This window comes from Streptomyces sp. NPDC051064, assembly GCF_044455985.1.
In the GTDB taxonomy this organism is placed as follows: domain Bacteria; phylum Actinomycetota; class Actinomycetes; order Streptomycetales; family Streptomycetaceae; genus Streptomyces.
In genome coordinates this window covers 395,776-419,161 of the sequence record NZ_JBITFK010000004.1, presented here as the reverse complement: position 1 = coordinate 419,161, position 23,386 = coordinate 395,776, and the positions used below count along the sequence as shown (strand labels likewise).

Below are 23,386 nucleotides of genomic sequence, written 5' to 3'. Positions count from 1 at the left end.
CGAGCAGGGCGGTCCCCTGCCGGGGCAGGCCAAGCCGGCCGGAGCCGGGCCGGATCCGGTGAAGCCGCCGGAGGTGTCCGGCGTGGATCTGGCACGTGTGGCCCTGCGCGCCGCGAAGGAACAGGCCCGTGCCCGGGGCGCCGCGGCGCAGCAGAAGAATCAGGCGAGGCGGGGCGGCGGCCTGCGGTCGGGCGCCCGGTCCGACGGGCGCGACCCGCTGCCTCTGGGGTCGGCGATCAACCGGCTGATCACCGAGCGGGGTTGGGAGACACCGGCGGCCGTCGGCGGTGTGATGGGCCGCTGGCCGCAGATCGTCGGTGACGATCTGGCCAACCACTGCGTCCCCGTGCGGTACGACGAGGATCCGGCCGAGCGGGTGCTGACCGTGCAGTGCGACTCGACGGCGTGGGCGACGCAGCTCCGGCTGCTGGCCCCGCAGCTCGTGGCCCGGCTGAACACGGACCTGGGCCACGGCACCGTGCGGATGATCAAAGTGCTCGGTCCGGGCGGTCCACCGCGCAGATTCGGCCCTCTCCGGACTCCCGGGAGCAAGGGACCTGGCGACACCTACGGCTGAGCAGGCCTTTTCCCCCTCCGGAGCCTTCGGGCACCGGCCTGCGCCTAGGAAGGCGCGAGCTGCGCTTCACCCGCGTATGTCCTGCTTCGCCGAAGACCCGGCGTTTCCGGTCTGCCCGGCTATGTGGTGATTTGGTTCGCGCGGGGAGAGTGGAGCGTCCCTCACCGTAGCGGGAGGTTGACAGCCCGAAGCGCGCAAAGCCCTCGTGAGCCCCCCAGGGCCCCTTCCTGAATATGGGGAGTCGTCAGCCGCTCATTCAGGGCGGCACATGCGTACTCAGGCACCGGCAAACCCCCATTCATGTCGGCGCTACCGGTAGACTGGTGGACAATCCCGCTTCCTCGCGGGAGTCGTCGATACAAGCCGAACGACGCAGCCGCTCCCGCCTGCCGGAGAACGGCCTGTGCTGTGCCAGAAAGGGCGCTTCGTGGCCGATTCCGGCAACCCCAACGAGAACATCCCGTCCACAGCCGGTGAGCACGGCGAGGTCACCGCCTCGTACGACGCCAGCGCGATCACCGTGCTCGAAGGCCTGGACGCGGTCCGCAAGCGACCCGGCATGTACATCGGGTCCACCGGTGAGCGCGGTCTCCACCACCTCGTGCAAGAGGTTGTCGACAACTCGGTCGACGAGGCCATGGCCGGGCACGCGGACACCATCGACGTCACGATCCTCGCCGACGGCGGGGTTCGTGTGATCGACAACGGCCGCGGTATCCCGGTCGGCATCGTGCCGTCCGAGGGCAAGCCGGCCGTTGAGGTCGTCCTCACCGTGCTGCACGCCGGCGGCAAGTTCGGCGGCGGCGGCTACGCCGTCTCCGGCGGTCTGCACGGCGTCGGTGTCTCCGTCGTCAACGCCCTCTCCACACGCGTGGCCGTGGAGGTCAAGACCGACGGCTACCGCTGGACCCAGGACTACAAGCTCGGTGTCCCGACAGCCCCGCTGGCCCGTAACGAGGCCACCGAGGAGACGGGGACGACCGTCACCTTCTGGGCCGACGGAGACGTCTTCGAGACCACCGACTACTCCTTCGAGACCCTCTCCCGCCGCTTCCAGGAGATGGCGTTCCTCAACAAGGGACTCACTCTCAAGCTCACCGACGAGCGTGCGGCGGCGAAGGCCACGGCGGGCGCGGACAGCGCCGAGGTGGTCGACGTCCCCGACGAGGAGTCGACCCGCACGGTCACGTATCACTACGAGAACGGCATCGTCGACTTCGTCAAGTACCTCAACTCCCGCAAGGGCGAGCTCATTCACCAGTCGGTGATCGACGTCGAGGCCGAGGACAAGGAGCGACTCCTCTCGGTCGAGATCGCCATGCAGTGGAACACGCAGTACACCGAGGGGGTCTACTCCTTCGCCAACGCGATCCACACGCACGAGGGCGGTACGCACGAGGAGGGCTTCCGTGCGGCGCTGACCTCGCTGGTCAACCGCTACGCGCGGGACAAGAAGCTGCTGCGCGAGAAGGACGACAACCTCACCGGTGAGGACGTCCGCGAGGGCCTGACGGCGATCATCTCGGTGAAGCTGGGCGAGCCCCAGTTCGAGGGTCAGACGAAGACCAAGCTGGGCAACACCGAGGCGAAGACCTTCGTGCAGAAGGTCGTCCACGAGCAGCTGACGGACTGGTTCGACCGGAACCCCAACGAGGCCGCCGACATCATCCGCAAGGGCATCGCGGCGTCCACGGCCCGTGTCGCGGCCCGCAAGGCGCGTGACCTGACGCGGCGCAAGGGGCTCCTGGAGAGCGCCTCGTTGCCCGGCAAGCTGAGCGACTGCCAGTCCAACGACCCGACGAAGTGCGAGATCTTCATCGTCGAGGGTGACTCCGCCGGTGGTTCGGCGAAGTCCGGCCGTAACCCGATGTACCAGGCCATCCTGCCGATCCGAGGCAAGATCCTGAACGTCGAGAAGGCCAGGATCGACAAGATCCTGCAGAACACCGAGGTCCAGGCGCTGATCTCGGCCTTCGGCACCGGGGTCCACGAGGACTTCGACATCGAGAAGCTCCGCTATCACAAGATCATCCTGATGGCGGACGCCGACGTCGACGGCCAGCACATCAACACCCTGCTGCTGACCTTCCTGTTCCGCTTCATGCGGCCGCTGGTCGAGTCCGGGCACGTGTACCTCTCGCGCCCGCCGCTCTACAAGATCAAGTGGGGCCGTGACGACTTCGAGTACGCGTACTCGGACCGTGAGCGCGACGCCCTGGTGGCGCTCGGAAAGCAGAACGGCAAGCGGATCAAGGAAGACTCGATCCAGCGCTTCAAGGGTCTCGGTGAGATGAACGCCGAGGAGCTGCGCGTCACCACGATGGACGTCGACCACCGTGTGCTGGGCCAGGTCACGCTGGACGACGCGGCGCAGGCGGACGACCTGTTCTCGGTGCTGATGGGCGAGGACGTCGAGGCGCGGCGCTCGTTCATCCAGCGCAACGCCAAGGACGTCCGCTTCCTCGACATCTGAGTCGGCCGTACAAGCAAGCCGCAGCGCGAAAGGACTTTGACCAGCAATGGCCGACGAGAACACCCCTGTGATGCCCGAAGAGGAGCCCGCCGTCCCGGGCGTGGGTATGCGTGTCGAGCCCGTGGGGCTCGAGACGGAGATGCAGCGCTCCTACCTCGACTACGCGATGTCCGTCATCGTGTCGCGTGCCCTGCCCGACGTGCGGGACGGTCTGAAGCCCGTCCACCGCCGGGTGCTGTACGCGATGTACGACGGCGGCTACCGGCCCGAGAAGGGCTTCTACAAGTGCGCCCGTGTCGTCGGTGACGTCATGGGTACGTACCACCCGCACGGCGACTCCTCGATCTACGACGCGCTCGTGCGACTGGCGCAGCACTGGTCGATGCGCATGCCGCTGGTGGACTCCAACGGCAACTTCGGTTCCCCGGGCAACGACCCGGCCGCGGCCATGCGGTACACCGAGTGCAAGATGATGCCGCTGTCCATGGAGATGGTCCGGGACATCGACGAGGAGACCGTCGACTTCCAGGACAACTACGACGGCCGCAACCAGGAGCCGACGGTTCTGCCGGCGCGCTTCCCGAACCTCCTGGTGAACGGTTCCGCGGGCATCGCGGTCGGTATGGCGACCAACATCCCGCCGCACAACCTGCGTGAGGTCGCCGCCGGCGCGCAGTGGTACCTGGAGCACCCGGAGGCCTCGCACGAGGAGCTCCTGGACGCCCTCATCGAGCGGATCAAGGGCCCGGACTTCCCGACCGGCGCGCTGGTCGTGGGCCGTAAGGGCATCGAGGAGGCGTACCGCACGGGCCGTGGCTCGATCACGATGCGCGCGGTCGTCGCGGTCGAGGAGATCCAGAACAGGCAGTGCCTGGTCGTCACGGAGCTCCCGTACCAGACCAACCCCGACAACCTCGCGCAGAAGATCGCCGACCTGGTGAAGGACGGCAAGGTCGGCGGCATCGCGGACGTCCGGGACGAGACCTCCTCGCGTACGGGCCAGCGCCTGGTCGTCGTGCTGAAGCGTGACGCGGTCGCCAAGGTCGTGCTCAACAACCTCTACAAGCACACCGACCTGCAGTCGAACTTCGGCGCGAACATGCTGGCGCTCGTCGACGGGGTGCCGCGCACGCTGTCGATCGACGCGTTCATCCGCCACTGGGTGACGCACCAGATCGAGGTCATCGTCCGGCGTACGAAGTTCCGGCTGCGCAAGGCCGAGGAGCGGGCGCACATCCTGCGCGGCCTGCTCAAGGCGCTGGACGCGATCGACGAGGTCATCGCACTCATCCGGCGCAGCAACACCGTGGAGATCGCGCGCGAGGGCCTGATGGGCCTGCTGGAGATCGACGAGCTCCAGGCGAACGCGATCCTGGAGATGCAGCTGCGCCGCCTGGCCGCGCTGGAGCACCAGAAGATCACCGCCGAGCACGACGAGCTCCAGGCGAAGATCAACGAGTACAACGAGATCCTGGCCTCGCCCGCGAAGCAGCGTCAGATCGTCAGCGAGGAGCTGGCGGCGATCGTCGACAAGTTCGGTGACGACCGGCGCTCCAAGCTGGTCCCGTTCGACGGCGACATGTCCATCGAGGACCTGATCGCCGAGGAAGACATCGTCGTCACCATCTCGCGCGGCGGCTACGTCAAGCGCACGAAGACGGACGACTACCGTTCGCAGAAGCGCGGCGGCAAGGGCGTGCGGGGCACGAAGCTCAGGGAAGACGACATCGTCGACCACTTCTTCGTGTCGACGACCCATCACTGGCTGCTGTTCTTCACGAACAAGGGCCGGGTCTACCGGGCCAAGGCGTACGAACTGCCGGATGCCGGCCGGGACGCGCGTGGCCAGCACGTCGCGAACCTGCTGGCGTTCCAGCCGGACGAGCAGATCGCCCAGATCCTGGCGATCCGCGACTACGAGGCCGCGCCCTATCTGATCCTGGCCACGAAGGGCGGTCTGGTGAAGAAGACCGCGCTGAAGGACTACGACTCCCCGCGTTCGGGCGGTGTCATCGCGATCAACCTGCGGGAGACCCAGGACGGCAGCGACGACGAACTCATCGGCGCCGAGCTGGTGTCGGCCGAGGACGACCTGCTGCTCATCAGCAGGAAGGCCCAGTCGATCAGGTTCACCGCGACCGACGACGCGCTGCGCCCGATGGGCCGCGCCACCTCGGGCGTGAAGGGCATGAGTTTCCGCGAGGGCGACGAACTGCTCTCGATGAATGTTGTCCGGCCCGGTACGTTCGTGTTCACTGCCACCGACGGCGGGTACGCGAAGCGGACCGCGGTGGACGAGTACCGCGTCCAGGGTCGTGGTGGTCTGGGCATCAAGGCCGCCAAGATCGTCGAGGACCGCGGATCGCTCGTCGGCGCGCTGGTGGTGGAGGAAGCGGACGAGATCCTCGCCATCACGCTCGGAGGCGGTGTGATTCGTACGCGAGTCAATGAAGTCAGGGAGACGGGCCGTGACACCATGGGCGTCCAACTGATCAATCTGGGCAAGCGTGATGCCGTCGTCGGCATCGCGCGCAACGCCGAGGCCGGTCGTGAGGCCGAAGAGGTCGACGGGACCGATGAGGCCGAAGGCGCCACGGTCGAGGCCGATGCCGCGAGCGTGGTCGAGGGCACAGTCGAGGGCACGGCGCCCTCGGCCGGGGAGCACGAGGAGTAGAGCGTGAGTGGAGCCACGGGCGCCGGTTCGGCCGCTTCCGGAGCAGGCGCGCACGGCGCCCGTGGCCCTGCCACGGACTCCCAAGGGGGCACTGTGACGGACACTCGGGGACCTCAGCCGCAGTACGAGGGTTACGCGACCGGGCCGTTGCCCGGCGAGCGTGAGCCCGCGGCGGGACAGGCGGGTCCTTACCACCCGCCGCAGGCGTACCAGTCCCCTGCGGGCGGTACGAAGGGCGGCGGAACTCAGGGCGGTGTACAGGGCGTGGGCGGAGCGCAGGCGACCCGGCTGCCCCGGACCGGGGCGCGGACCACTCCGCGTACCCGTAAGGCGCGACTGCGGGTGGCGAAGGCCGATCCGTGGTCGGTGATGAAGGTCAGCTTCCTGCTCTCCATCGCGCTCGGCATCTGCACGGTGGTCGCGGCCGCCGTGCTGTGGATGGTGATGGACGCCATGGGCGTCTTCGAGACGGTGGGCGGCACGATCAGCGAGGCCACCGGATCGAACGAGAGCAACGGCTTCGATCTGCAGTCGTTCCTCTCGCTGCCGCGCGTCCTCATCTTCACGTCGGTCATCGCCGTGATCGATGTGGTGCTGGCCACCGCGCTGGCGACGCTGGGCGCGTTCATCTACAACCTGTCGGCCGGCTTCGTCGGTGGTGTGGAGCTCACTCTCGCCGAGGACGAGTAGGGCGCCGGGTATCGATTTTGGGACTGGCCCCGACGTGCGCTAATCTTCAGAAGTCAGCGCAGCAGCGCGGCGGGGCTATAGCTCAGTTGGTTAGAGCGCATCCCTGATAAGGATGAGGCCACAGGTTCAAATCCTGTTAGCCCCACCAGCAGGAAGGCCCCCCACCGGAAACGGTGGGGGGCCTTCTGCATGTCCGGGGGGAGGCCGGGGGCCGGCGGTGGATGTGACCTGACCGCCGCCCGGCGTCGCCCCCGGGGAGCCGGACGCGGGCCGGGCCCTCCGGGAGAGAAGCGGGACGCCCTCCGGCACAGCCCGGGAGAGAGGCCGGACGCCGTCCGGGGTCTCCCCCGGCCGGCTTCGGCGGGGGCGCGTACGGAGGCACGGAAAAGGCCCCCGCCGGTGTGAACCGGACCAGGGGCCTGGGTGGCGTACGCGGCGCCCTCAGGGTGGCAGCGGGGCCGAGTCCCCGGCAGGTGTGGCGCTGTGGGCGGAGCGGGTGCTGTTCGTCGCCTCGGGTGCGTCCGTGGTGTCGGCGGACAGCTGGCGGGTGGCGGGCGAGGAGCCGTGCGCCTCGGCGCGGATGCGCTGCTTCATCGTGGGTGGCAGCGCCCTGTCACGCGGAAGGGTCCATCGCACCGACGGCGTGGTCGCGGTTGCCGGGTTCGCACCCGTGTGCTCGTGGCTCGTGGCCGTCGGCTCCGCGGCCGTGGCCTGGGCGGTGGCGAGGCCCAGCGACGCGAGAAGCGCGAAGAAGGCGGTGATGAAGGCGGTCCAGATGCTCTTGACCCTGAAGGTGCTCATGGCCCCTCGCTTTCAGGTGGTCCGGTTTGCTTACCTTTCCGATGATGTGGATCCGGGCCCTGGAAACCGGGACCGACGCCCCCGGTGCGCCGATCTTCTGATGAACACCACTCTTATGGTTCAACCGGCTCGGAAAACCCGCTTCGGGGGGTCCCGAGGGGCCTCGGCAGGGGTCCGGAGCAGGCGGCGACGGGGTGCCGGGGAGGTCACCGATCGGTATCGGTCGGTGTGTATAGTCGGGCGGCAGAAGTCCCTTACGTCAAGGAAAGACGAGGTCGCGCGGTGAAGAAGCTTCTCCTGGTCGCACTGGCCGCCATCGGCGGGCTCCTCGTGTACCGCCAGATCCAGGCGGATCGCGCCGAGCAGGATCTGTGGACGGAGGCGACCGACTCCGTGCCCGCAGGTTCAGGTGTGTGAGACGGAACAGTCTGCTAGAAGCCCCGGTCGCCCAGCGGCCGGGGCTTTCTGCTGCCCGGGTCCGCTGGTGCGCGACCGTGACGACCGCACCCTTGAATTCACCTAAGCAAATCACTATGTTGCATGAGCAAAACGATGGTGATGACGGGTGACCGAGGGGGGTTCGGTGAACGCACGCACGAGAGCGGCCACGTGACGCCGCAGGGTGAGGACGGCGGTCATGACCGGCGGGGCGCTGTTCGCCCTGGTGGCGGCGGTGCTGCCCGCCGGGGCGTCCGTACCGGCACGGTACGAAGGCGGGCAATGGCGGCAGTACGGCGGGGGCCGCAGACAGCGGTGGTACGGGCGGGGCAGGATGGACCGGCATCGCGGCCGCCGCCGGAGCGGGCGCCGCGGTCGCTCTGACCGCCGGGTTTCCTGCTCGTACGCGGCCGGCGCAGGGCAGGTACGCAGACGACGAGGGGAAGCGCGTGAACAGGCAGCGCAACAGGGGCCGGGTGACGCTCGCGACGATCGCGGCGGTGTGCGCGGTGGCGGCGCTGCCGGGGCAGGCGCACGCGGCCGACGGCCCTGCGGCGTACACCTTCGACCCCGCGGCGGAGGCGGTCCAGGGCGCGGAGTCCAACGCCGACGCGGCGGAGCTGAAGCCGGGGTCGGTCTACAAGAGCTCCATCGGGCAGGGGCAGAAGCTCTACTACCGTCTGGAGCTCGACGACAGGACGGATGCCTACGTCTCCGCCGTGGCGGTGCCGAAGGCCGGTGGGAAGGTCGCCTACGGCGACGGCATCACGATCAGCATGAGGGACCTCGACGACAACCTGTGCAGTTCCGAGGACGCGGACTTCGAGTCGGCGGAGTTCCCCCGTCCGATCGCCGCCTACGCCCGTCGGACCGTGGAGAAGGACAGCACGACGTGCGCGGCGGGTGGCACGTACAACGTCCTGATCGAGCGGGAGAGCAAGGCGACGTCGTCCCCCGAAGCCTGGGACCTGGAGCTGCGCTTCGAGAACGAACCGGCGCTCAAGGACAAGAAGTCCATGCCGACCGAGGCGCCGGAGAACTGGTCCTCCGCCTCGCCGACGCCGCCCGCCGGCAAGCAGAAGCGGTCCGGCGGCAGCGGTTTCTACGACGCCACCAGCCTGGACACCGGTGAATGGGCCGACACGATCGCGCCGGGGCAGACACGCTTCTACCGGGTTCCTGTGGACTGGGGGCAGCAGCTCTTCGCCACGGCCGCGCTGAGCAACAGCGGCAAGTCGACGGAGTATCTCGGAAACGCCCTGGCGCTGGCCCTGGACAACCCGGCGCGTGGCCATGTGGACGACGCGACGCTGTCGTACTCCGGGACGCCCAACTCGGTGGCCCTGGACCCGCTTCCCCCGGTGGCGTACGAGAACCGCTACGACTCGGCGGCCGACGTCAGCGCCATGCGCTTCGCGGGCTGGTACTACCTGTCGGTGACGCTCTCGCCCGAGGTCGCCGAGCACTACGGGGACGGGGCCCTCGGGCTGACACTCAAGGTGAAGGTCGTCAACGACAGTGAGCCGTCGCCCTACCAGGGGGACGCCGGGATCTTCGGGGTCACGGACGACGACAGGGACATGGCCAAGAGCGGCCGGAGCGCGCCCGAGGCCGGTGAGAGCGACACGATGAAGACGGTCGCCGCGGCGGGCATCGGCGCGGGTTCCGTGCTGCTGCTGGGGCTCGGGGCGTGGACCCTGCTGGCCAGGCGCCGGGCGGCTCCGGCCGCCGTGCCGCCGGGTGCGGGCGGTCAGCCGCCGTTCGGCGGCCCGCCGCAGGCCTGGTAGGCGGTTCGGACGTCCGGGAGGGCGCTCAACCGGGTGAGGGCCCAGATCCTCAGGCCTGGGTGAGCGCTGGTCCCTCAGGCTTGGGTGAGGGCCCAGATCCCCACCGCGAAGCAGATCAGCGCCACCACCAGCACCGGGACCGCCACCTTCGGGGACGGTCCCGGCCGCTTCGCGGGGGCGGGCCGCGGGGCGGCCGGTGCGACGTGCTGGGGAGCCTGCGGGTGCTGAGTGGTGTACGGGCGCGTGGGCGTGGTCCCGTACGGCACGGCGGCCGTGGCGGCCTGGGCGAGATCCGGGCCGGCGTCGGAGGCGTAGGGGGACGCCGCGTGCGTCGGCAGCGGTGCGGACGACGGCGTCCGCGGCTGCGCCGGGTGCGGGATCGGGGCGGGCTGCTGCGGGGGCGGCGCGAGATGGAAGCTGCCCGTCTCCGACATCGACGAGGGAGGGGCGTACGGCTGCTGCCCCGGCGTGCCCTGCGGAGGGGCGTAGGGCTGCTGTCCCTGGCCCTCCGGCGCGTACGGCTGCTGCGAGGGCTGGGGTGCGGGCGGCGGCGCCCCGACGGCCTGTGCGGGCGTCTGCGGCCCGTTGCCGGGTGTCTCGGGGCCGGTGGCGGGTCCTTCGGGGCCGAACCCCGCGGGAAGCGGGCCGATCTGGTCGAACACTTCGACCCGCTCGTCGTCCGGGCCGGCCTCCGGCAGCATCTCGACCGCCGCGGTCAGCGCCTTGCGCGCACCTGTGGCCGTACGGAATCGGGCGTGCGGGTCCGGCTGCAGCAGGCCGGCGAGGACCTGCCACAAGGGCTCCGGCACACCCTGGGGCGCGCCCGGGGTGCCGTGCGCGACGAAGTACTCGATCAGCGCCTTGGAGTCCGGCTTCTGGCCCTGCAGCAGATAGAGCGCGACGAGCCCGACGGCGAAGAGGTCCGCCGGGAAGTCGGGCTCCGCTCCCATCATCTGCTCGGGAGCGAAGTAACCGGGCGTGCCCACCACGTAGTTGGTCTCCGTCAGCCGCGGCTCACCCTTCCGCATCGAGATGCCGAAGTCGGAGAGCCGCAGATGCGGCCGGCCCGTACCGGTGGCCTCCATAAGGATGTTGGCCGGTTTGATGTCGCGATGCACGACTCCCTCGGCGTGCACCGTGGACAGCCCGGACAACAGCTGATCGAGCAGGAGACAGACGAACCGCGGGGGCAACGGGCCGTAGTCGCCGATGACATGGGCCAGCGAACCACCGCTGACCAGATCCATCGTGAACAGGACCTTGTCGTCGTCGGCGGCCCAGCTGGCCGGCGCGAGAACGTGCGGATGCTCGATCCGCAGCGCCTGCTCACGGACGAAGCGCAGCAGCGTGTGCGCGTCGCTCTGCTGCAGGACCTTGGCCGCCACGTACCGGCGGCGCCGGTGGTCCCACGCGCGCCAGACGGCGCCGACCCCACCACGTCCGATCGGATCGACCAGCTCGTACCGACCAGCGAAGACCTCACCCATTGCGCTGCGCCCGCTCCCGTTCCCGTTTCGGTTCGTGCCCCGGCTGTCGGGATACTGCCACGGCCGGCCGCCCCGGGGGGCGGCCCCGGGCCTTAGCTCTGGTGGCCTTCGTAGTGCGCGACCGCGTCCGCGGTGCGTCCCGCTCCGTACACCCTGAGGAACTCTGCCAGCTCGGGGTGGGCCGGGGCGAGGGAGTCCGCCGCATCGATGATGTCGCCGGCCGCGGCGACCGACCGCAGCAGCGACTGGATCTCACGGACCACGCGCCGCACGGTGGGGGCACCACCCGTGGTGGAGGTCTGGCCGGTGTTGGTCAGGACCGAGCCGCCCTGCGACTTCTTGATCTCTTCCATCCGGTCGGTGGCCTCTCCCGCGCTGACGCTGCCGTCCGCCACGTGGCTGGCGAGCTCCTGAAGTGCCTGGACCCGCTGGACGACCGCGGGATTGCCGATCTTGGCCCGCTGCCCGCTCATCAACTGAGAGAGCATGGGGGCGGACAGCCCGAGCACCGCCGCGAGGCGTGCCTGGTTGAGGCCGAGGTCGTCGATCAGCCTGCGGAAGAGCGCCCCCAGCGGCTCTCCGTACCAGCTGCGCTGGAGCTCCCGGGCTCTAGCCGTCGCCTCTTGCTGCGCTGCGTCCATTGCGTCTCCCCTTCGCTGCGGCTTCGCTGCTGCGAACCTCGTCGTGCATCTTACGGAGAGCCGTTGCGGGCCGGGAGCCCCAATCCTTTTGCAGGATTCGGGGGGTCACCCGGTACTCTGTTCTGCGACGGACGTCGCGGCGTGGTTTTGTTCCGTGGTGTCCGGCTTTCGGGGCCTTAGCTCAGTTGGTAGAGCGCTGCCTTTGCAAGGCAGATGTCAGGAGTTCGAATCTCCTAGGCTCCACAACCCGATGCCCCCTGATCGCCGTAGGCGCAGATCAGGGGGCATTTTTACGATCGGGCGGCCTTCAGGCACGCAGTTCGATCACGGTGATCTCGGGATCTGCGCCGACCCGTACCGGCGGGCCGAAGAATCCGGCGCCGTTGGTGACGTACAGCTGGGTGTCGTCGACCTTTCCGAGGCCGGAGACGACGGGGTTGGCGAGCTTGGTCAGTTCTGTGAGCGGGAACATCTGGCCGCCGTGGGTGTGGCCGGAGAGCTGGAGGTCGACCCCGTGCCGGGCCGCCTCCTCGATCATCACGGGCTGATGTGCCATGAGGACGACCGGCCGGCTGGTGTCCCGCCCGCCGAGAGCCCGTGCGTAGTCCGGCCCGCGCCCGTGCTCGGCAGCGGACAGGTCCTCCACACCGGCCAGATCGAGCACGGCCCCGTGGTGGCGGATCTCCCTCCGTTCGTTGAGGAGCGTGGTGACTCCGAGATCGTGCAGTTCCTCGACCCAGGCCTCTGCCCCGTCGAACATGTACTCGTGGTTGCCCGTCACGAAGAACGCGCCGTGCGTGGATTCCAGATGGCGCAACGGGCGGGCGGCCGGAGCCAGTTCGGAGCGTGTCCCGTCCGCCAGGTCGCCGACGACCGTCACGACGTCGGCCTCCAGACCGTTGATCATCCGGACGATTCGCTCGGTGTGGGAGCGCCCCAGGAGCGGACCGAGGTGCAGATCGCTGACGACCGCGATCCGCAGCCCGGAGAGCGGCCGGGCCAGGCCGGCGATGCGGATGGGCACCCGGTTGACCACCGGGTCGCCGAGCGCCGTACGCATGCCGAATCCGGTGGTGGTGGCGGCTATGGCGCCCGCGGTGAGTGCGCCCGCGCGGCTGAGGAAGAGGCGCCGGTCCGGACGCGCGGGCCCGGTATCCCGCCCGCAGCCGGTGGCGTCGCCCACTTCTCCGGGTGCCTGGCCGGCCCCCGGAGAAGCTTCCCCTGTTTCACGTGAAACGGTCGTCGCCGGGACCCTCACGGGCTCCGGGACCGCCGCCGGGCGCGCCGCGCCGTTCCGTCGCCGCGCGAGCGCCCGGATCCCGAGGACCGCACGCGGGATCTCCAGCACCAGCAGGACCAGGATCAGGTACAGCAGCACACCCAGCCAGACGTAACCCGTCCAGGCCAGCGGCCTTCCCGTGTCCGGGCCGAGGGCCGGGACGAGGATGCGCGGGGCGGCCGCGAGCGCCGCTGAGGCGACGATCGCGACGGTCCCCACCCGGCGGGCCGTGCCGCCCGGCCGGGTGGTGTCGCGCACCAGCCGGACCCACAGCCACCGGTGGATGAGCGCGGAGGCCACGACGATGAGCAGGTTCACCAGGGGTGCGAGCATTACTTCGCCTCGATCAGGTCCTGGCGGGGCGTCTCGGCGGCGGGCGCTTCACTGATTCCGTACCGGGCGTGCAGACGGCGCAGCGGGGCCGGTGCCCACCAGTTGGCCTTGCCCGCCAGTCCCATGAAGGCCGGGACGAGGAGAGTGCGGATCAGCAGGGCGTCGACGAGGACCGCCAGTGCCATGCCGATGCCCAGCTCCTTCAGGAAGACCACGCCCCCCGTGGCGTAGGCCGCGAAGGTGAGGGCGAGGATCGCGGCGGCCGAGGTGACGAGTGGGGCGCTGCGCTGGATGCCTTCGGCGACCGCGCTCGTGTTGTCCCCGGTCCGGTCGTACGCCTCCTTGATCCGGGCCATGATGAAGACCTCGTAGTCCATGGACAGCCCGTAGGCGATGCAGAACATCAGGATGGGGATGCTCGGCTCCATACGGCCGCTCGCGGTGAAGCCGAGGAGACCGGAGAGGTTGCCGTCCTGGAAGACCCAGACCAGCACGCCGAACATCACGCTGAGGCTGAGGATGTTGGCGATCGTGGCCTTGGCCGGAATGAGCAGACTGCCCGTCATCAGGAAGAGGATGACGAAGGTGACCAGCAGGATCAGGGCGACGACGTACGGCAGGCGGTCGAGAAGCTCTCCGCGGAAGTCCGTCATCGCGGCGGGGAACCCGCCCACGTGTACTTCGGTGTACGGGGCTTCCACCGCGCGTACCCGTTCCACGAACTGCGCCATGTCGCCGGCCAGCGCCTCCTGGTCGGGGACGACCGTCAGACGGGTGTGCTCACCGGCCTCGAAGCGGCCGGGATCGGAGGTCGCGCCCGCCCGGTCGCCGTCGCGGTACGTGCCGCTCCCGGTGTCCACCTGGAAGACCCCGGGGACCTGCGACAGCCGCTCCGGGTAGTCCGAGCCGGACGTGTTCCCCGTCGCCTCGCCGGTCGTGACGATCTGCAGCGCGTCGGTCTCCTCGGCCGCGAAGCCGGTGCGGATCTCCTCCTGCACGACGCGGCTGGACGCGCTCGCGGGAAGCACGCGCTCGTCGGGCAGGCCGAACCGGGCGCCGAGGAAGGGCGCGCCCAGGGCGAGCAGGGCGATCAGTACGGGAAGGCCGTAGAGGAGCGGTCTGCGCATGACCTTCAGGGTGTTGCGGTACCAGCGACCGGACTCCACGGCGGGTGCGGTCCTGCCCGGCCGCAGGGTGCGCCGGCCGACCGCCGCCAGGGCGGCCGGCAGCAGGACGACCGCGCCGAACGCCGCGGACCCGACCACCGCGATGCCGGCCCATGCGAAGGACTGGAGGAACGGGAAGGGGAAGAGGAACAGTGCCGCCAGCGAGGCGGCGACGGTGAAGCCGCTGAACAGGACGGTCCGGCCGGCGCTGGCTACCGTGCGGACGACCGCCGCGTGCCGGTCCGCGTCGGTGGATCCCGGAGTGGCGGCCATCTCCTCACGGAATCGGGAGATGATGAACAGGCTGTAGTCCAGGCCGAGTCCGAGGCCGAGGACGAGTGCCAGGTTGGCGGCGAAGGTCGATACCTCGGTGAACGCGGTGACGCCGCGCAGCATCGCGAGCGTGGCCAGTACGGAGAAGAAGCCGACACCGAGCGTCAGTCCTGCGGCGGACCAGCGCCGGTAGACCCAGAGGAGCAGCAGGAGCACGGCGGGGACGACGACGGCCTCCGCGCGCAGGAAGTCCCGCCGGGTCTCCTCGCCGACCTGCCGGAAGACCTCGTCCTGGCCGCCGGGGCGCACGGTGAGGAGCTCGGTGTCCTTGGTGAAGTCAGGGGTGATGGTGGCCAGGTCGGTCCGGACCTCGGTGGCCGTTCCCCGGAGCCAGGCCACCACGAGTGCCTGCGAGCGGTCCTCGCTGACCAGGGCGCTGTTCTCACCGCGCGACCAGTAGGAGCCGGCCGTGTCGACGCCCTCGCGTCCGGCCAGGTCCTCGGTCAGCTTCCGGCCCTCGGCGGCCACCTCGGGGTCGTCGACCGTCCCGCCGTCCTTGGCGGTGACCAGGAGGACGTAGTTCGGGGAGCCGTCCTTGAACTCCTCGTGAAGGATCTGCTCCGCGGTGTCCGACTGGGAGCCGGGCGCCTCGAAGCGCGACAGCGACAGGGCGGCCTGCGCCCCCGCGCCGAATGCCCCGGCGAGCAGGAAGAGGACCGCACCGGCGATCAGGACGGTGCGCCGCCGGGCTGCGGCGAAGGCGCCGAGCCGGTGGAGCGTGGACGGTGTGGCTGACATGGGGTGAGCTCCCTGGGTATCGGGGTGGGAGGAAGGCAGGACGGCTCCGCACGGTCGACGATGAACGCCGCCGCTGACCACTCGCTGGAAGATTCGCTGAAGTCCGGCGGGGCGTGCGGCGGTGGTTGGGCGAGGGCGCGTGAGGCACGGGCGGGCCCCCCTTGCGTGCGGGAGATTTCGAGCCGGTTCAGCGCCGGTCGAGCCACTCGGCGAGGGTGTCGTGGACCAGCGGGGCCCGGCGGGCCATACCCATGTAGTGGCCGGCGTCCGGGATGTCGATCAGCTGGGTGTCCTCGGCGCCGGTGAAGAGCGCACGGTGCTCCTCGCCACCCTCCACGCGCGCGTCCTTCTCGCCGTACATGAAGAGGACGGGCACGGTGATGGTCTTCAGCTCGCGCAGGTCGACGAGCACCGCGCCGAGCTGGGAGACCATGTCGCCGCAGGGGTGGCGGTTCTGGTGCGGCACCGCCGAAGACGAGCACCAGGATGATCAGCGTCAGCGGCAGCGCGATGAGTTCGGCCGTGAGCAGGTCGGCCGCGATGGTCGTCTCGATCTCTTCCTGCACGGCGACGCTGCCGCCCAGCGAGACGTCCAGCGCGTCCGCGTCGGGTGGGCTGCCCCGGTAGCGCGGGGCCGGCCGGTCGTAGGTCCTGGCGGCCGTGTCGTCGTCGCCTTCGAGGTGCGCGAGGATCAGCGCCTCGGAACGGTCGCGGACCGCAGACGCTCCGAGCCGGTCTGCCAGTAGGAGACCACGCCGGAGACCCGGGGCTCGAAGGCAAGGCGTTCGGCCAGCCGGGCGCCCTGCGCGGCCACCTGTTCGCTGTCGACGCCCGCACCGTCCTCACCACGGACCAGCAGCACCAGATCGGGGGCGCTCGACGGGAAGTGCTGCTCCAGCAGTGCACCGGCGCGCGAGGAGGTGGAGGACGGGTCGTCCGTGCCACCGCCCAGCAGCCGGTCGCCGACATCCGCACCGATGACGACGGAGTTCGCCGCGAAGAGGAGGGTGAACAGGAGGACGGACCAGGAACCGAGGCGCCGGCCCGCGGAACGGGTCTCAGGAGATGTAACGGGTCTCAGGAGATGTACGGGACACGGCCCTGCTCACCGCCGACCGGGATCCTGGCGAGCAGCTCGGCGATGCGGCCCGGATGGTCGAGGGGCACCAGGGCGCCGACGACGCCGTCGGGGCGGACGTACATGGCCTGGGTGGTGGTGCCGTACCGGCCGGCGGCGACGTCGTGGGCGGGCAGCGCGCTGGGCACGGAGAAGGTGTCGCCGCGGTCGGTCGGGCGGATCAGCAGTACGTCGACGTTGCTGCCCGCCGTGCCGGCGTGACGCCGCGCCGCCGTCTCGGCCGCCCGCACCGCGGCGGTGTCGGTGCCGGAGACGCCGAGCACGACGACGGTGTGCCGGCCGGAGGCTATATAGCCGTGGAGGCTGTCCGCTTCCCGTCCGTACACCATGGACAGCGCGGTGTCGGGGACCCGGCGGCCCGGCCGGACGCCGTCCGAGGGGGCTCCCGAGACGATCGGACTGGCGGTCAGGTCCAGGTCGACCTGCGCGAGTTCGGGCACGAGACGCTTCTCCAGCGCGCCACTCGCCGAGAGCCTGCGGAGCAGGGTGTCCCGGAGGAAGCGGGAGACCGTCGAGCGCAGCAGCCAGAGCTTCGTCTGCCGGTCGGCGTTGCCCACGGCCCGGACCGCGCTGGGCCGCCGCTCGGCCTCGTAGCTGTCGAGGAGGCCGGGTTCCGCGCCCGCGCAGACCGCCGCGAGTTTCCAGCCCAGGTCGTAGCCGTCCTGGACCCCGGTGTTGAGACCCTGGCCGCCCGCCGGGCTGTGGCAGTGCGCGGCGTCACCCGCGAGGAAGACCGGACCCGATCTGAAGGCCGCGGCGACCTTGGTGTGCACCCGGAACCTGCTGGTCCACGCGGTGCTGGTCAGGGTCCAGCCCCCGGGACCGCGGGCGTCGAGCAGCCTCTGGAGCTCGGCGTCGTCCGGGGGCCCTCGCCGCTTCCGGCCGGCAGGTCGAAGAAGACCCGGTGGCCGCCCTCCGGAAGCGCGACCACGACCAGCACACCGTCGGGCGTGAGGTGGTACTGCGCCTCGGCGGCGGGCAGCCGGGTGGGGCCTTCGGCCTTCAGCAGCCCGTCTCCGAGGAGGAAGTCCCGGGCGTACGTGCTGCCTTCGAAGGGGATGCCGAGAACAGCCCGCACCTTGCTGTGCGCGCCGTCGGCGGCGATCAGCCAACGGGCCCGTGCCGTGCTGGGGTTCCCGCCGGGGCCCTTCAGCACGACGGTGGCCTCCTCGGCCGCCACGGTGACCGACTCGGCCTCCGTCGACCATTCGACGGCGCCGCCCAGTTGGATCAGCCGCTCGTACAGCAGCTCCTCCGTCACGGGCTGCGGCACGCACAGCGGGCCGGGGAAGCGGGTGCCGCGCAGAGCACCGAAGCCGAGTCCGGCGATCCTCCTGCCACGTGACCAGTACGAAGCGCCGCTGAGAGGCAGCGACCGCTCACCGATCGCGACCGCCGTTTCCAGCCGGTCGAGCACCTCCAGGGCTCCGCTCCACAGGATCAGCGCCTTGGGAGCGCCGGTGGGTCCGTGCCGGCGGTCCACGACCCTGACCTTGACACCGTGCCGCAGCAGGGTGCAGGCCGCGGTGAGACCGGTCGGCCCGGCTCCGACGATCAGCACCTGAGGGGTGGGCGAACGGGTCATGAGGTACCTCCGGAAGGTTCGTCGACGAGAGCGGGCAGGCGCATCAGACGGCCCACGTCCCGGACGGCCTGGTCCGTCGTGTCGAAGCGGATCGCGTGCATTCCGTGCGCCCGGGCGGCGGCGCAGTTCTCCTCCAGGTCGTCCAGGAGGAGCACGGTGGCGGGGTCGGCGCCGAGCCGGGCGACGAGCCTCCGGTAGATCTCGGGATCGGGCTTGCGCACGCCCTCCCGGGAGGAGTCGACGACGATGTCGAACAGCTCCGCGACGGGGAGCGTCGCGCGCCAGCGCGGTTCCCACTCCCGGACGTTGTTGGTGAACAGACCGACCTGGTGGCCGGCCGCCGGACGGTGCGGAGGAAGGCGGTGAGTTCCTCGTTGGTGTGCCTGCCGCGGAACCAGACCTCGCCGAACGGGCGGCCCCGGAGGACGTCTCCGGGATCCGTGTCCAGCTCGGACAGCACACGGCGTACGAGTTCGTCCTCGGCGATGGCGCCGGTCTCCAGCTCCGCCATGGGGCTCACCCCGTACCGCCGGGTGGACCGGCCGAAGGCCACCTGGAGGTCCTCGACCGGGATGCCGGTGCTGTCGCAGAGGACCGCGTAGGTCTCGGCGAGCGGGTTCGTCAGGACGCCCCCGTAGTCGCAGACCAGCGCTGTGACCGCGGGAGCGTCGGCGAACGCGGCCGCGGTCGCCCGGGTCTCGTCGGTCACGCCCACTGGGCCACCTCCACATTGACCTCGCTCACCGAGGAGCCGCCCTGGCCGAGGCGCACTTACGTCGAAATTCAGCGCGCTGAAGATGAACGCGCTGTCTGTCGCCACATCGAGATGGCGGTGCGCGACACACACCCCGGACTGCCGCAGGACCTCGACGAGCAGGAGGGTGACGAAGACCTCTGCCACGGCGGCCCGATGGACCACCGAGCGGGGGAGGGTGGAGTCGAAGCTGAGGGGCACAGGCGCCGGGGCGCCGACGGGGGCCGGTTCGGGTGCTGACGAGCGGCTGACGGGCAGTGCCATGCCTGGAGTCCTCCTGGACCTGTCTGCGTGATGTCTCGTTCGGGGTCGGTTCCTGGGACGGAACCTTCGCCGGAGGTGCTGACGGGCCGCTGGAAGGGACGCTGAACTGCTTCGGAAGGCCGGTGCGGGGCGGCCTGGCGTGAAACAGCCTGTTAATACCAGAAGATCTGATCAGCAGGAGCCTTACGCTCTCTTTACCGTTAGCCGGGGGGAAGATGATTGACTCGCACGTACGTTTCGAAGTGATGGGCTCCTTAAGAGCGTTGGTCGGCGGACGATTACTGCCGCTCGGACCGCCCCGCCAGCGCGCGGTGCTGGTAGCTCTGCTGCTCGGCGGTCCGCGCCCCGTTCCCGCCGACCGGATCATCGCGATGGTCTGGGGTGACGACGCGTCGGCCCACGCCCTCAATCTCGTCCAGAAGTACATATCGGGCCTTCGGCGCTGCCTGCCGGACTCCCTGCCGCTCACCCATTCAGAAGCCGGTTACGTGCTCGGCACGCCCGGCGGGTTCGACTGCGATCTCCTGGAGTTCGAGGAGCTGTTCGCCGCTTCCCGCGCCCTGAGCGAGTCGGGCCGGCGGGCGGATGCCGCCGAAACCTTGGCCAGAGCGATCGCCCTGGCCCGCGGCCCGCTCGCCGAGGGAACCGAGAGCCGCGGTATCGAACTGGAGCGCGAGAGATTCCAGGAGCGCTGGTTCTCCGCCCAGGAGGAGCTGTACGCCCTGGAGGTCTCGCTGGGGCAGGGCGAACGCCACCTGCCCGAACTCGTGCGCCTCATCAACGAGCACCCGCTCCGAGAGCGCCTGCACGCCCTGCTGATGCGGACGCTCGCCGACAGCGGCCGCCAGGTGGAGGCACTCGACGCCTACGCGCGGATCCGTGAGCGGCTGGTCGAGGAGTACGGCGTGGAGCCGGGCGCCGAGCTCAGGGACGCGCACCAGTTCGTCCTGAACGCTGTGCTTCCGGTGGAGCGGCCGCCGGAAGCACCCCTCACGCCGCACCAATTGCCGAACGCGGTGAGGGACTTCACAGGGCGCGCAGGGGAGATCGAGCACATCACGAAGCTGCTGCGGTCCGGAAAGATGCCTGTGGTCTGCGTGGAGGGCACCGCGGGGATCGGCAAGACCGCTCTGGCCGTGCACTGTGCCCACCAGGTGGCCGACGACTTCCCCGACGGCCAGCTCTTCATCGATCTGAGGGGGTTCGACCGTCTCGGCGCAGCCGACTCGTCCGAGGTTCTCGGCTCCTTCCTGCGCGCGATGGGGGTGGCGGCCCAGCACGTCCCGACGGACTGCCTCGAACGCGGCGCGCTCTTCCGGTCGGTCCTCGCCGCCCGTCGCACCCTGATCGTCCTGGACAATGCGGCCGACGCCGACCACGTACGGCATCTGCTGCCCAGCGCGCCGGGCTGCGCCGTCCTCGTCACCAGCCGCCGTGCCCTGGTCAGCCTGGCCGTGCACGAGGACGCGCAACGCATCGCGTTGCCTGTGCTGAGCCCCCAGGAGTCGGCGGAGCTACTGAGAAGCGCGCTGGGCGGCCGGCGTTCCACCGGCGAACCGGACGCCGCGGTCGCCGAGATCTCCCGGCTGTGCGGCTACCTTCCGCTGGCCCTGCGCGTGGTGGCGGCCGGATCCGCGGTCACACCGCACTTCGACCTCAGGTCCGTGGCCAGGGAACTCGCCGCCGCCGGACCGCTGGCCGGAGCCTCCGTGGCGGACGACGAGCGGGCGTCCGTGGGTGCCTCACTCGATCTGTCCTACCAGCGGCTCGACGACCGCGGCCGGCGCGCCCTGCGGCTCCTCGGCCTTCTCCCCGGGCCCGATCTGACCTATGCGGCCGCAGCCGCCCTGACCGGCGCGGACGAGGCCGCCGTCCGCCCGGCCCTCCACGCGCTCACCACGGCGAACCTCCTGGTCCAGCACGCGCCCGGCCGCTTCGGCTTCCCGCACGACCTGCTACGCGAGTACGCCTGGAAGCGGGCCGGCGACGAGGAGCCGGCCGAGTCCCGGCAGGAAGCGTTGCACCGACTCATGGGCTGGTACACACAGGTCGCGACCGTGCTCGACGGCCGCGTCGGCCGGATACACGTGGTGGGTCAGGAATCCCGTGCCACCGAGCACGCGCCGGTCTCGGAGGAGGACGCGGAGGCCGAGCTGCGCAATCTCACCGCCGCCGTGGAGCACACCGCGGAGCACGGCCCGTACGTCGCCGCCTGGACACTCGCGGGCATGCTGCGCGAGACCTGCAAGCGCCGTTCCCGGGTCCCCGAGTGGCTCACCGTCGCGAGGGCCGGGCTGCGGGCCGCACAACGCGGGGCGAACCCGCGCGCGGAGACCGAGCTCTCCCTCAGCCTTGTCGACGCCTCTCTCACCGCGGGTCTCGTCGACGCCGCGGAGCAGCACGTGCAGCGCGCCCTGCGGCTCAGCGAGCTCCACGACTGGCCGGATCTGCTGGCCGCCGCCCGCGAGGAGCTGGGGCGGGCCCGCTGGACCACGGGCGCGCTGGACGAGGCGCGCCGACACCTCACGGAATCCATCCGGCTCTACTCGTCGGGCACCGACCATCTGCGGACCGCCCTCGCGTACGGCGCGCTGGCCCGGGTCGAGCTCGACTCGGGGGCGCCGGACATCGCCTACCGTCTCTACTCCCGCTGCCTGCGGCTGATCCGGTCGCAGTCGCACCGCAGGGCCGAGGCGATGACCCTCGTCGAGCTGGGGCTGGTCCACGAGGCCCTGGGGCACCCGCACACCGCGTCGCTCTCCCTCGAGGCGGGCCTCGCCCTCAGCAGGGACCACCGCGGCCTCCAGCGGCCCGAAGCCCTGTCCCAGGCCTATTTGGGCGTCTTGAAGGCGAAGGCGGGCGACCGTGATGCTGCCCGCTCCCTGTGCCTGGAAGGCATCAGGGTCGCGGAGGAGCTCGGCGATCTCTGGGCCCAGGCGGAGTGCCGCAACGCGGCGGGACGTGCGATGACCGCACTCCTCTGCCCCCGTGAGGCTGCGGAACACCACCGCGAGGCCCTCCGGATCGCGCGGGGACTTCACTTCCACCGCGCTGAGCAGCATGCCCTGGAGGGCCTTCGCAGCAACCACCCCGAGCCGTGGCGGGCGGGGTGAGGACGTTAATGCCCATCCACTGAGAGCAAGGCCCAGGTCTCCGTCGGAGGGAGTCCGTGGACCGGGTGTACGCCTGTCGGTTTCACGTGAAACGAGACAGGGGCGCCGGAAGACCGTGAGGTCTTCCGGCGCCCCTGTGTCACACGAGGTGCGCCGTGTTCTCAGCGGCGGTCGTCGCGGTCGCCTTCCGCCGTGTCCGATCCGGCCTCGTCCTGCTTGGCACGGACCTCCGGGTCGACCACGGTCGAGCCGCTTCCGTCGACCGATGTAAGGGGGGCGCGGTCGTCGCCCACCTCGGTGGGGGCGGGCGGCTCGACCAGCCAGTCCGGGTTGGCCTGCTTGTCCCACCACTTCCAGGCGGCGAAGGCCCCTCCGGCCAGGGCGCCCAGGACGAGGAAGCCCTTGACCGCCCGGCCCGCCTTGGCCCGCCGCTCGTGCTTCCTGACGAGCTTCTGGATCTCCTTGGTCGTCACCTGGCCACGGAGAGCAGCCAGTGCGGCGGTGCTGCGGGCGGTGGCCTCCTCGGCCATGGGGCGACTCGCGGCCACCGCGTACTCGACGCGCGGCACGGTGTAGTCCGCTGCCGTGCGGGCGGCGTTGCGCGTCCGGGTCGCGGCCTTCTGCGCGGCCTCGTCGACCTTGGGGGGTACATGGGTGAGCGCCTGTTCGATACGCGGTGCGAGGTGTGCGCCGTACTGGACGCGGGCCTGCGCCGCTGCCTTCGACACCTTGGGCGCGAGCCGCGCACGAGCCTCGTGCGCGTAGTGCGTGGCCTGTTCCTTGGCCGTGTCGGCGTAAGGCGCCACCACTTCCGCGGCGTGCTGCGCGCTGTCCTTCGCCGAGTAGGTTGCGGCGCGCACGCTGTCGATGCGGGTCACGGGATCCTCCTCATTGGTGGCGGGTAGGTACTCCGCCTATCCACCCAATTCGAAATCATGCCCGCTGACGCCTTGGGCGCCATGCGGGGCGGGCATCCGGGTCATGAACGTCATTCTCTGGCAATACGGTGCAAGGGGAGCGTGTCGCCGACGATGCCACGGTTCGTGTCCGCGCGCTCCGTGTCGTCGGGCACTTGGCCGCATTTATCCCGCAGGAAGTGTGGGAAAGGTGCAGGA

20 protein-coding genes, 2 tRNA genes and 1 pseudogene are annotated in these 23,386 nt (G+C 70.4%); 11 read left to right on the top strand and 12 right to left on the bottom strand.

Annotated elements, in window-relative coordinates; translation table 11 throughout:
- The first annotated feature begins 16 nt into the window (after positions 1-16).
- The 5 genes from ACIBCU_RS16870 (at position 17) to ACIBCU_RS16850 (ending at position 6,562) form a co-directional block, all read left to right on the top strand.
- On the top strand, positions 17-577 hold the full coding sequence (locus ACIBCU_RS16870; RefSeq protein WP_362927598.1) for a DciA family protein: 561 nt from the start codon (positions 17-19) through the stop codon (positions 575-577).
- A gap of 403 nt (positions 578-980) precedes the next feature.
- Positions 981-3,050 (top strand): DNA topoisomerase (ATP-hydrolyzing) subunit B, encoded by a 2,070-nt coding sequence (gyrB, locus tag ACIBCU_RS16865; RefSeq protein ID WP_362927524.1) that lies wholly within the window; start codon positions 981-983, stop codon positions 3,048-3,050.
- Positions 3,051-3,096: 46 nt separating this feature from the next.
- Positions 3,097-5,724 (top strand): DNA gyrase subunit A, encoded by a 2,628-nt coding sequence (gene gyrA / locus ACIBCU_RS16860; protein ID WP_362927523.1) that lies wholly within the window; start codon positions 3,097-3,099, stop codon positions 5,722-5,724.
- A 93-nt stretch (positions 5,725-5,817) separates the two neighbouring features.
- A complete protein-coding gene (locus ACIBCU_RS16855) occupies positions 5,818-6,414 on the top strand; it encodes a DUF3566 domain-containing protein (protein ID WP_399232058.1) in 597 nt (198 codons plus the stop codon).
- Between the two features lie 71 nt (positions 6,415-6,485).
- Positions 6,486-6,562, top strand: a tRNA-Ile gene (locus ACIBCU_RS16850).
- A 293-nt stretch (positions 6,563-6,855) separates the two neighbouring features.
- Here ACIBCU_RS16850 and ACIBCU_RS16845 read toward each other — a convergent pair.
- A complete protein-coding gene (locus ACIBCU_RS16845) occupies positions 6,856-7,215 on the bottom strand; it encodes a DUF6344 domain-containing protein (RefSeq protein ID WP_362927521.1) in 360 nt (119 codons plus the stop codon).
- Between the two features lie 282 nt (positions 7,216-7,497).
- Between ACIBCU_RS16845 and ACIBCU_RS16840 the strand changes: the two genes are divergently transcribed.
- Both ACIBCU_RS16840 and ACIBCU_RS16835 read left to right on the top strand, forming a co-directional pair.
- A complete protein-coding gene (locus ACIBCU_RS16840; RefSeq protein WP_003958712.1) occupies positions 7,498-7,632 on the top strand; it encodes a DLW-39 family protein in 135 nt (44 codons plus the stop codon).
- Positions 7,633-8,102: 470 nt separating this feature from the next.
- The gene (locus ACIBCU_RS16835; RefSeq protein WP_399232055.1) at positions 8,103-9,440 is read left to right on the top strand and encodes a hypothetical protein; all 1,338 of its coding nucleotides are present in this window, start codon (positions 8,103-8,105) and stop codon (positions 9,438-9,440) included.
- A 74-nt stretch (positions 9,441-9,514) separates the two neighbouring features.
- Here ACIBCU_RS16835 and ACIBCU_RS16830 read toward each other — a convergent pair whose 3' ends face one another.
- Positions 9,515-10,927 carry a serine/threonine protein kinase gene (locus tag ACIBCU_RS16830; protein WP_399232053.1) on the bottom strand — a complete coding sequence of 471 codons (1,413 nt, stop codon included), beginning with the start codon at positions 10,925-10,927 and terminating at the stop codon, positions 9,515-9,517.
- 92 nt (positions 10,928-11,019) lie between these two features.
- Entirely contained in the window at positions 11,020-11,568 is a 549-nt protein-coding gene (locus tag ACIBCU_RS16825; RefSeq protein WP_399232051.1) for a helix-turn-helix domain-containing protein, read from the bottom strand.
- A gap of 170 nt (positions 11,569-11,738) precedes the next feature.
- Here ACIBCU_RS16825 and ACIBCU_RS16820 point away from each other — a divergent pair.
- A tRNA-Ala gene (locus tag ACIBCU_RS16820) sits at positions 11,739-11,811 on the top strand.
- A gap of 64 nt (positions 11,812-11,875) precedes the next feature.
- On the opposite strand, the gene ACIBCU_RS16815 is transcribed toward ACIBCU_RS16820, so the two are convergent.
- From ACIBCU_RS16815 to ACIBCU_RS16805, 3 genes are all read right to left on the bottom strand, one after another.
- A complete protein-coding gene (locus ACIBCU_RS16815) occupies positions 11,876-13,180 on the bottom strand; it encodes a metallophosphoesterase (RefSeq protein WP_399232049.1) in 1,305 nt (434 codons plus the stop codon).
- Positions 13,180-15,417, bottom strand: a complete 2,238-nt coding sequence (locus tag ACIBCU_RS16810) for an MMPL family transporter (RefSeq protein ID WP_399232047.1) — start codon at positions 15,415-15,417, stop codon at positions 13,180-13,182. The genes ACIBCU_RS16815 and ACIBCU_RS16810 overlap by 1 nt, the downstream gene beginning before the upstream one ends.
- A gap of 187 nt (positions 15,418-15,604) precedes the next feature.
- Positions 15,605-15,883, bottom strand: a complete 279-nt coding sequence (locus tag ACIBCU_RS16805) for an alpha/beta hydrolase (protein ID WP_362927516.1) — start codon at positions 15,881-15,883, stop codon at positions 15,605-15,607.
- Positions 15,884-15,903: 20 nt separating this feature from the next.
- Here ACIBCU_RS16805 and ACIBCU_RS16800 point away from each other — a divergent pair, with 20 nt between their 5' ends.
- The gene (locus tag ACIBCU_RS16800) at positions 15,904-16,044 is read left to right on the top strand and encodes a hypothetical protein (RefSeq protein ID WP_399232045.1); all 141 of its coding nucleotides are present in this window, start codon (positions 15,904-15,906) and stop codon (positions 16,042-16,044) included.
- Positions 16,045-16,108: 64 nt separating this feature from the next.
- Here the strand turns inward: ACIBCU_RS16800 and ACIBCU_RS16795 are convergent, their stop codons facing one another.
- The 4 genes from ACIBCU_RS16795 to ACIBCU_RS16780 all read right to left on the bottom strand — a co-directional run bounded on the left by ACIBCU_RS16795 (position 16,109) and on the right by ACIBCU_RS16780 (position 18,460).
- Positions 16,109-16,279 carry a hypothetical protein gene (locus ACIBCU_RS16795; protein WP_399232043.1) on the bottom strand — a complete coding sequence of 57 codons (171 nt, stop codon included), beginning with the start codon at positions 16,277-16,279 and terminating at the stop codon, positions 16,109-16,111.
- 215 nt (positions 16,280-16,494) lie between these two features.
- The gene (locus ACIBCU_RS16790) at positions 16,495-17,361 is read right to left on the bottom strand and encodes an FAD-dependent monooxygenase (RefSeq protein ID WP_399232329.1); all 867 of its coding nucleotides are present in this window, start codon (positions 17,359-17,361) and stop codon (positions 16,495-16,497) included.
- A complete protein-coding gene (locus tag ACIBCU_RS16785; protein WP_399232041.1) occupies positions 17,358-18,140 on the bottom strand; it encodes an FAD-dependent oxidoreductase in 783 nt (260 codons plus the stop codon). The genes ACIBCU_RS16790 and ACIBCU_RS16785 overlap by 4 nt, the downstream gene beginning before the upstream one ends.
- Complete coding sequence (locus ACIBCU_RS16780) at positions 18,137-18,460, bottom strand: HAD-IA family hydrolase (RefSeq protein WP_399232327.1); 324 nt, start codon at positions 18,458-18,460, stop codon at positions 18,137-18,139. The genes ACIBCU_RS16785 and ACIBCU_RS16780 overlap by 4 nt, the downstream gene beginning before the upstream one ends.
- Positions 18,461-18,580: 120 nt before the next feature.
- On the opposite strand from ACIBCU_RS16780, the gene ACIBCU_RS16775 reads away from it, so the two are divergent.
- Positions 18,581-18,742, top strand: coding sequence for a hypothetical protein (locus tag ACIBCU_RS16775; RefSeq protein WP_399232348.1), 162 nt, complete (start codon positions 18,581-18,583; stop codon positions 18,740-18,742).
- A gap of 176 nt (positions 18,743-18,918) precedes the next feature.
- Here ACIBCU_RS16775 and ACIBCU_RS16770 read toward each other — a convergent pair.
- Positions 18,919-19,158, bottom strand: a pseudogene (locus tag ACIBCU_RS16770) (AfsA-related hotdog domain-containing protein); the annotation flags it as partial.
- Between the two features lie 215 nt (positions 19,159-19,373).
- On the opposite strand from ACIBCU_RS16770, the gene ACIBCU_RS16765 reads away from it, so the two are divergent.
- Positions 19,374-22,271: a BTAD domain-containing putative transcriptional regulator gene (locus ACIBCU_RS16765; RefSeq protein ID WP_399232039.1), complete on the top strand. Its 2,898-nt coding sequence runs from the start codon at positions 19,374-19,376 to the stop codon at positions 22,269-22,271.
- A gap of 161 nt (positions 22,272-22,432) precedes the next feature.
- Here the strand turns inward: ACIBCU_RS16765 and ACIBCU_RS16760 are convergent, their stop codons facing one another.
- Positions 22,433-23,149 (bottom strand): DUF5324 family protein, encoded by a 717-nt coding sequence (locus tag ACIBCU_RS16760; RefSeq protein WP_362927512.1) that lies wholly within the window; start codon positions 23,147-23,149, stop codon positions 22,433-22,435.
- Positions 23,150-23,386 lie beyond the last annotated feature (237 nt).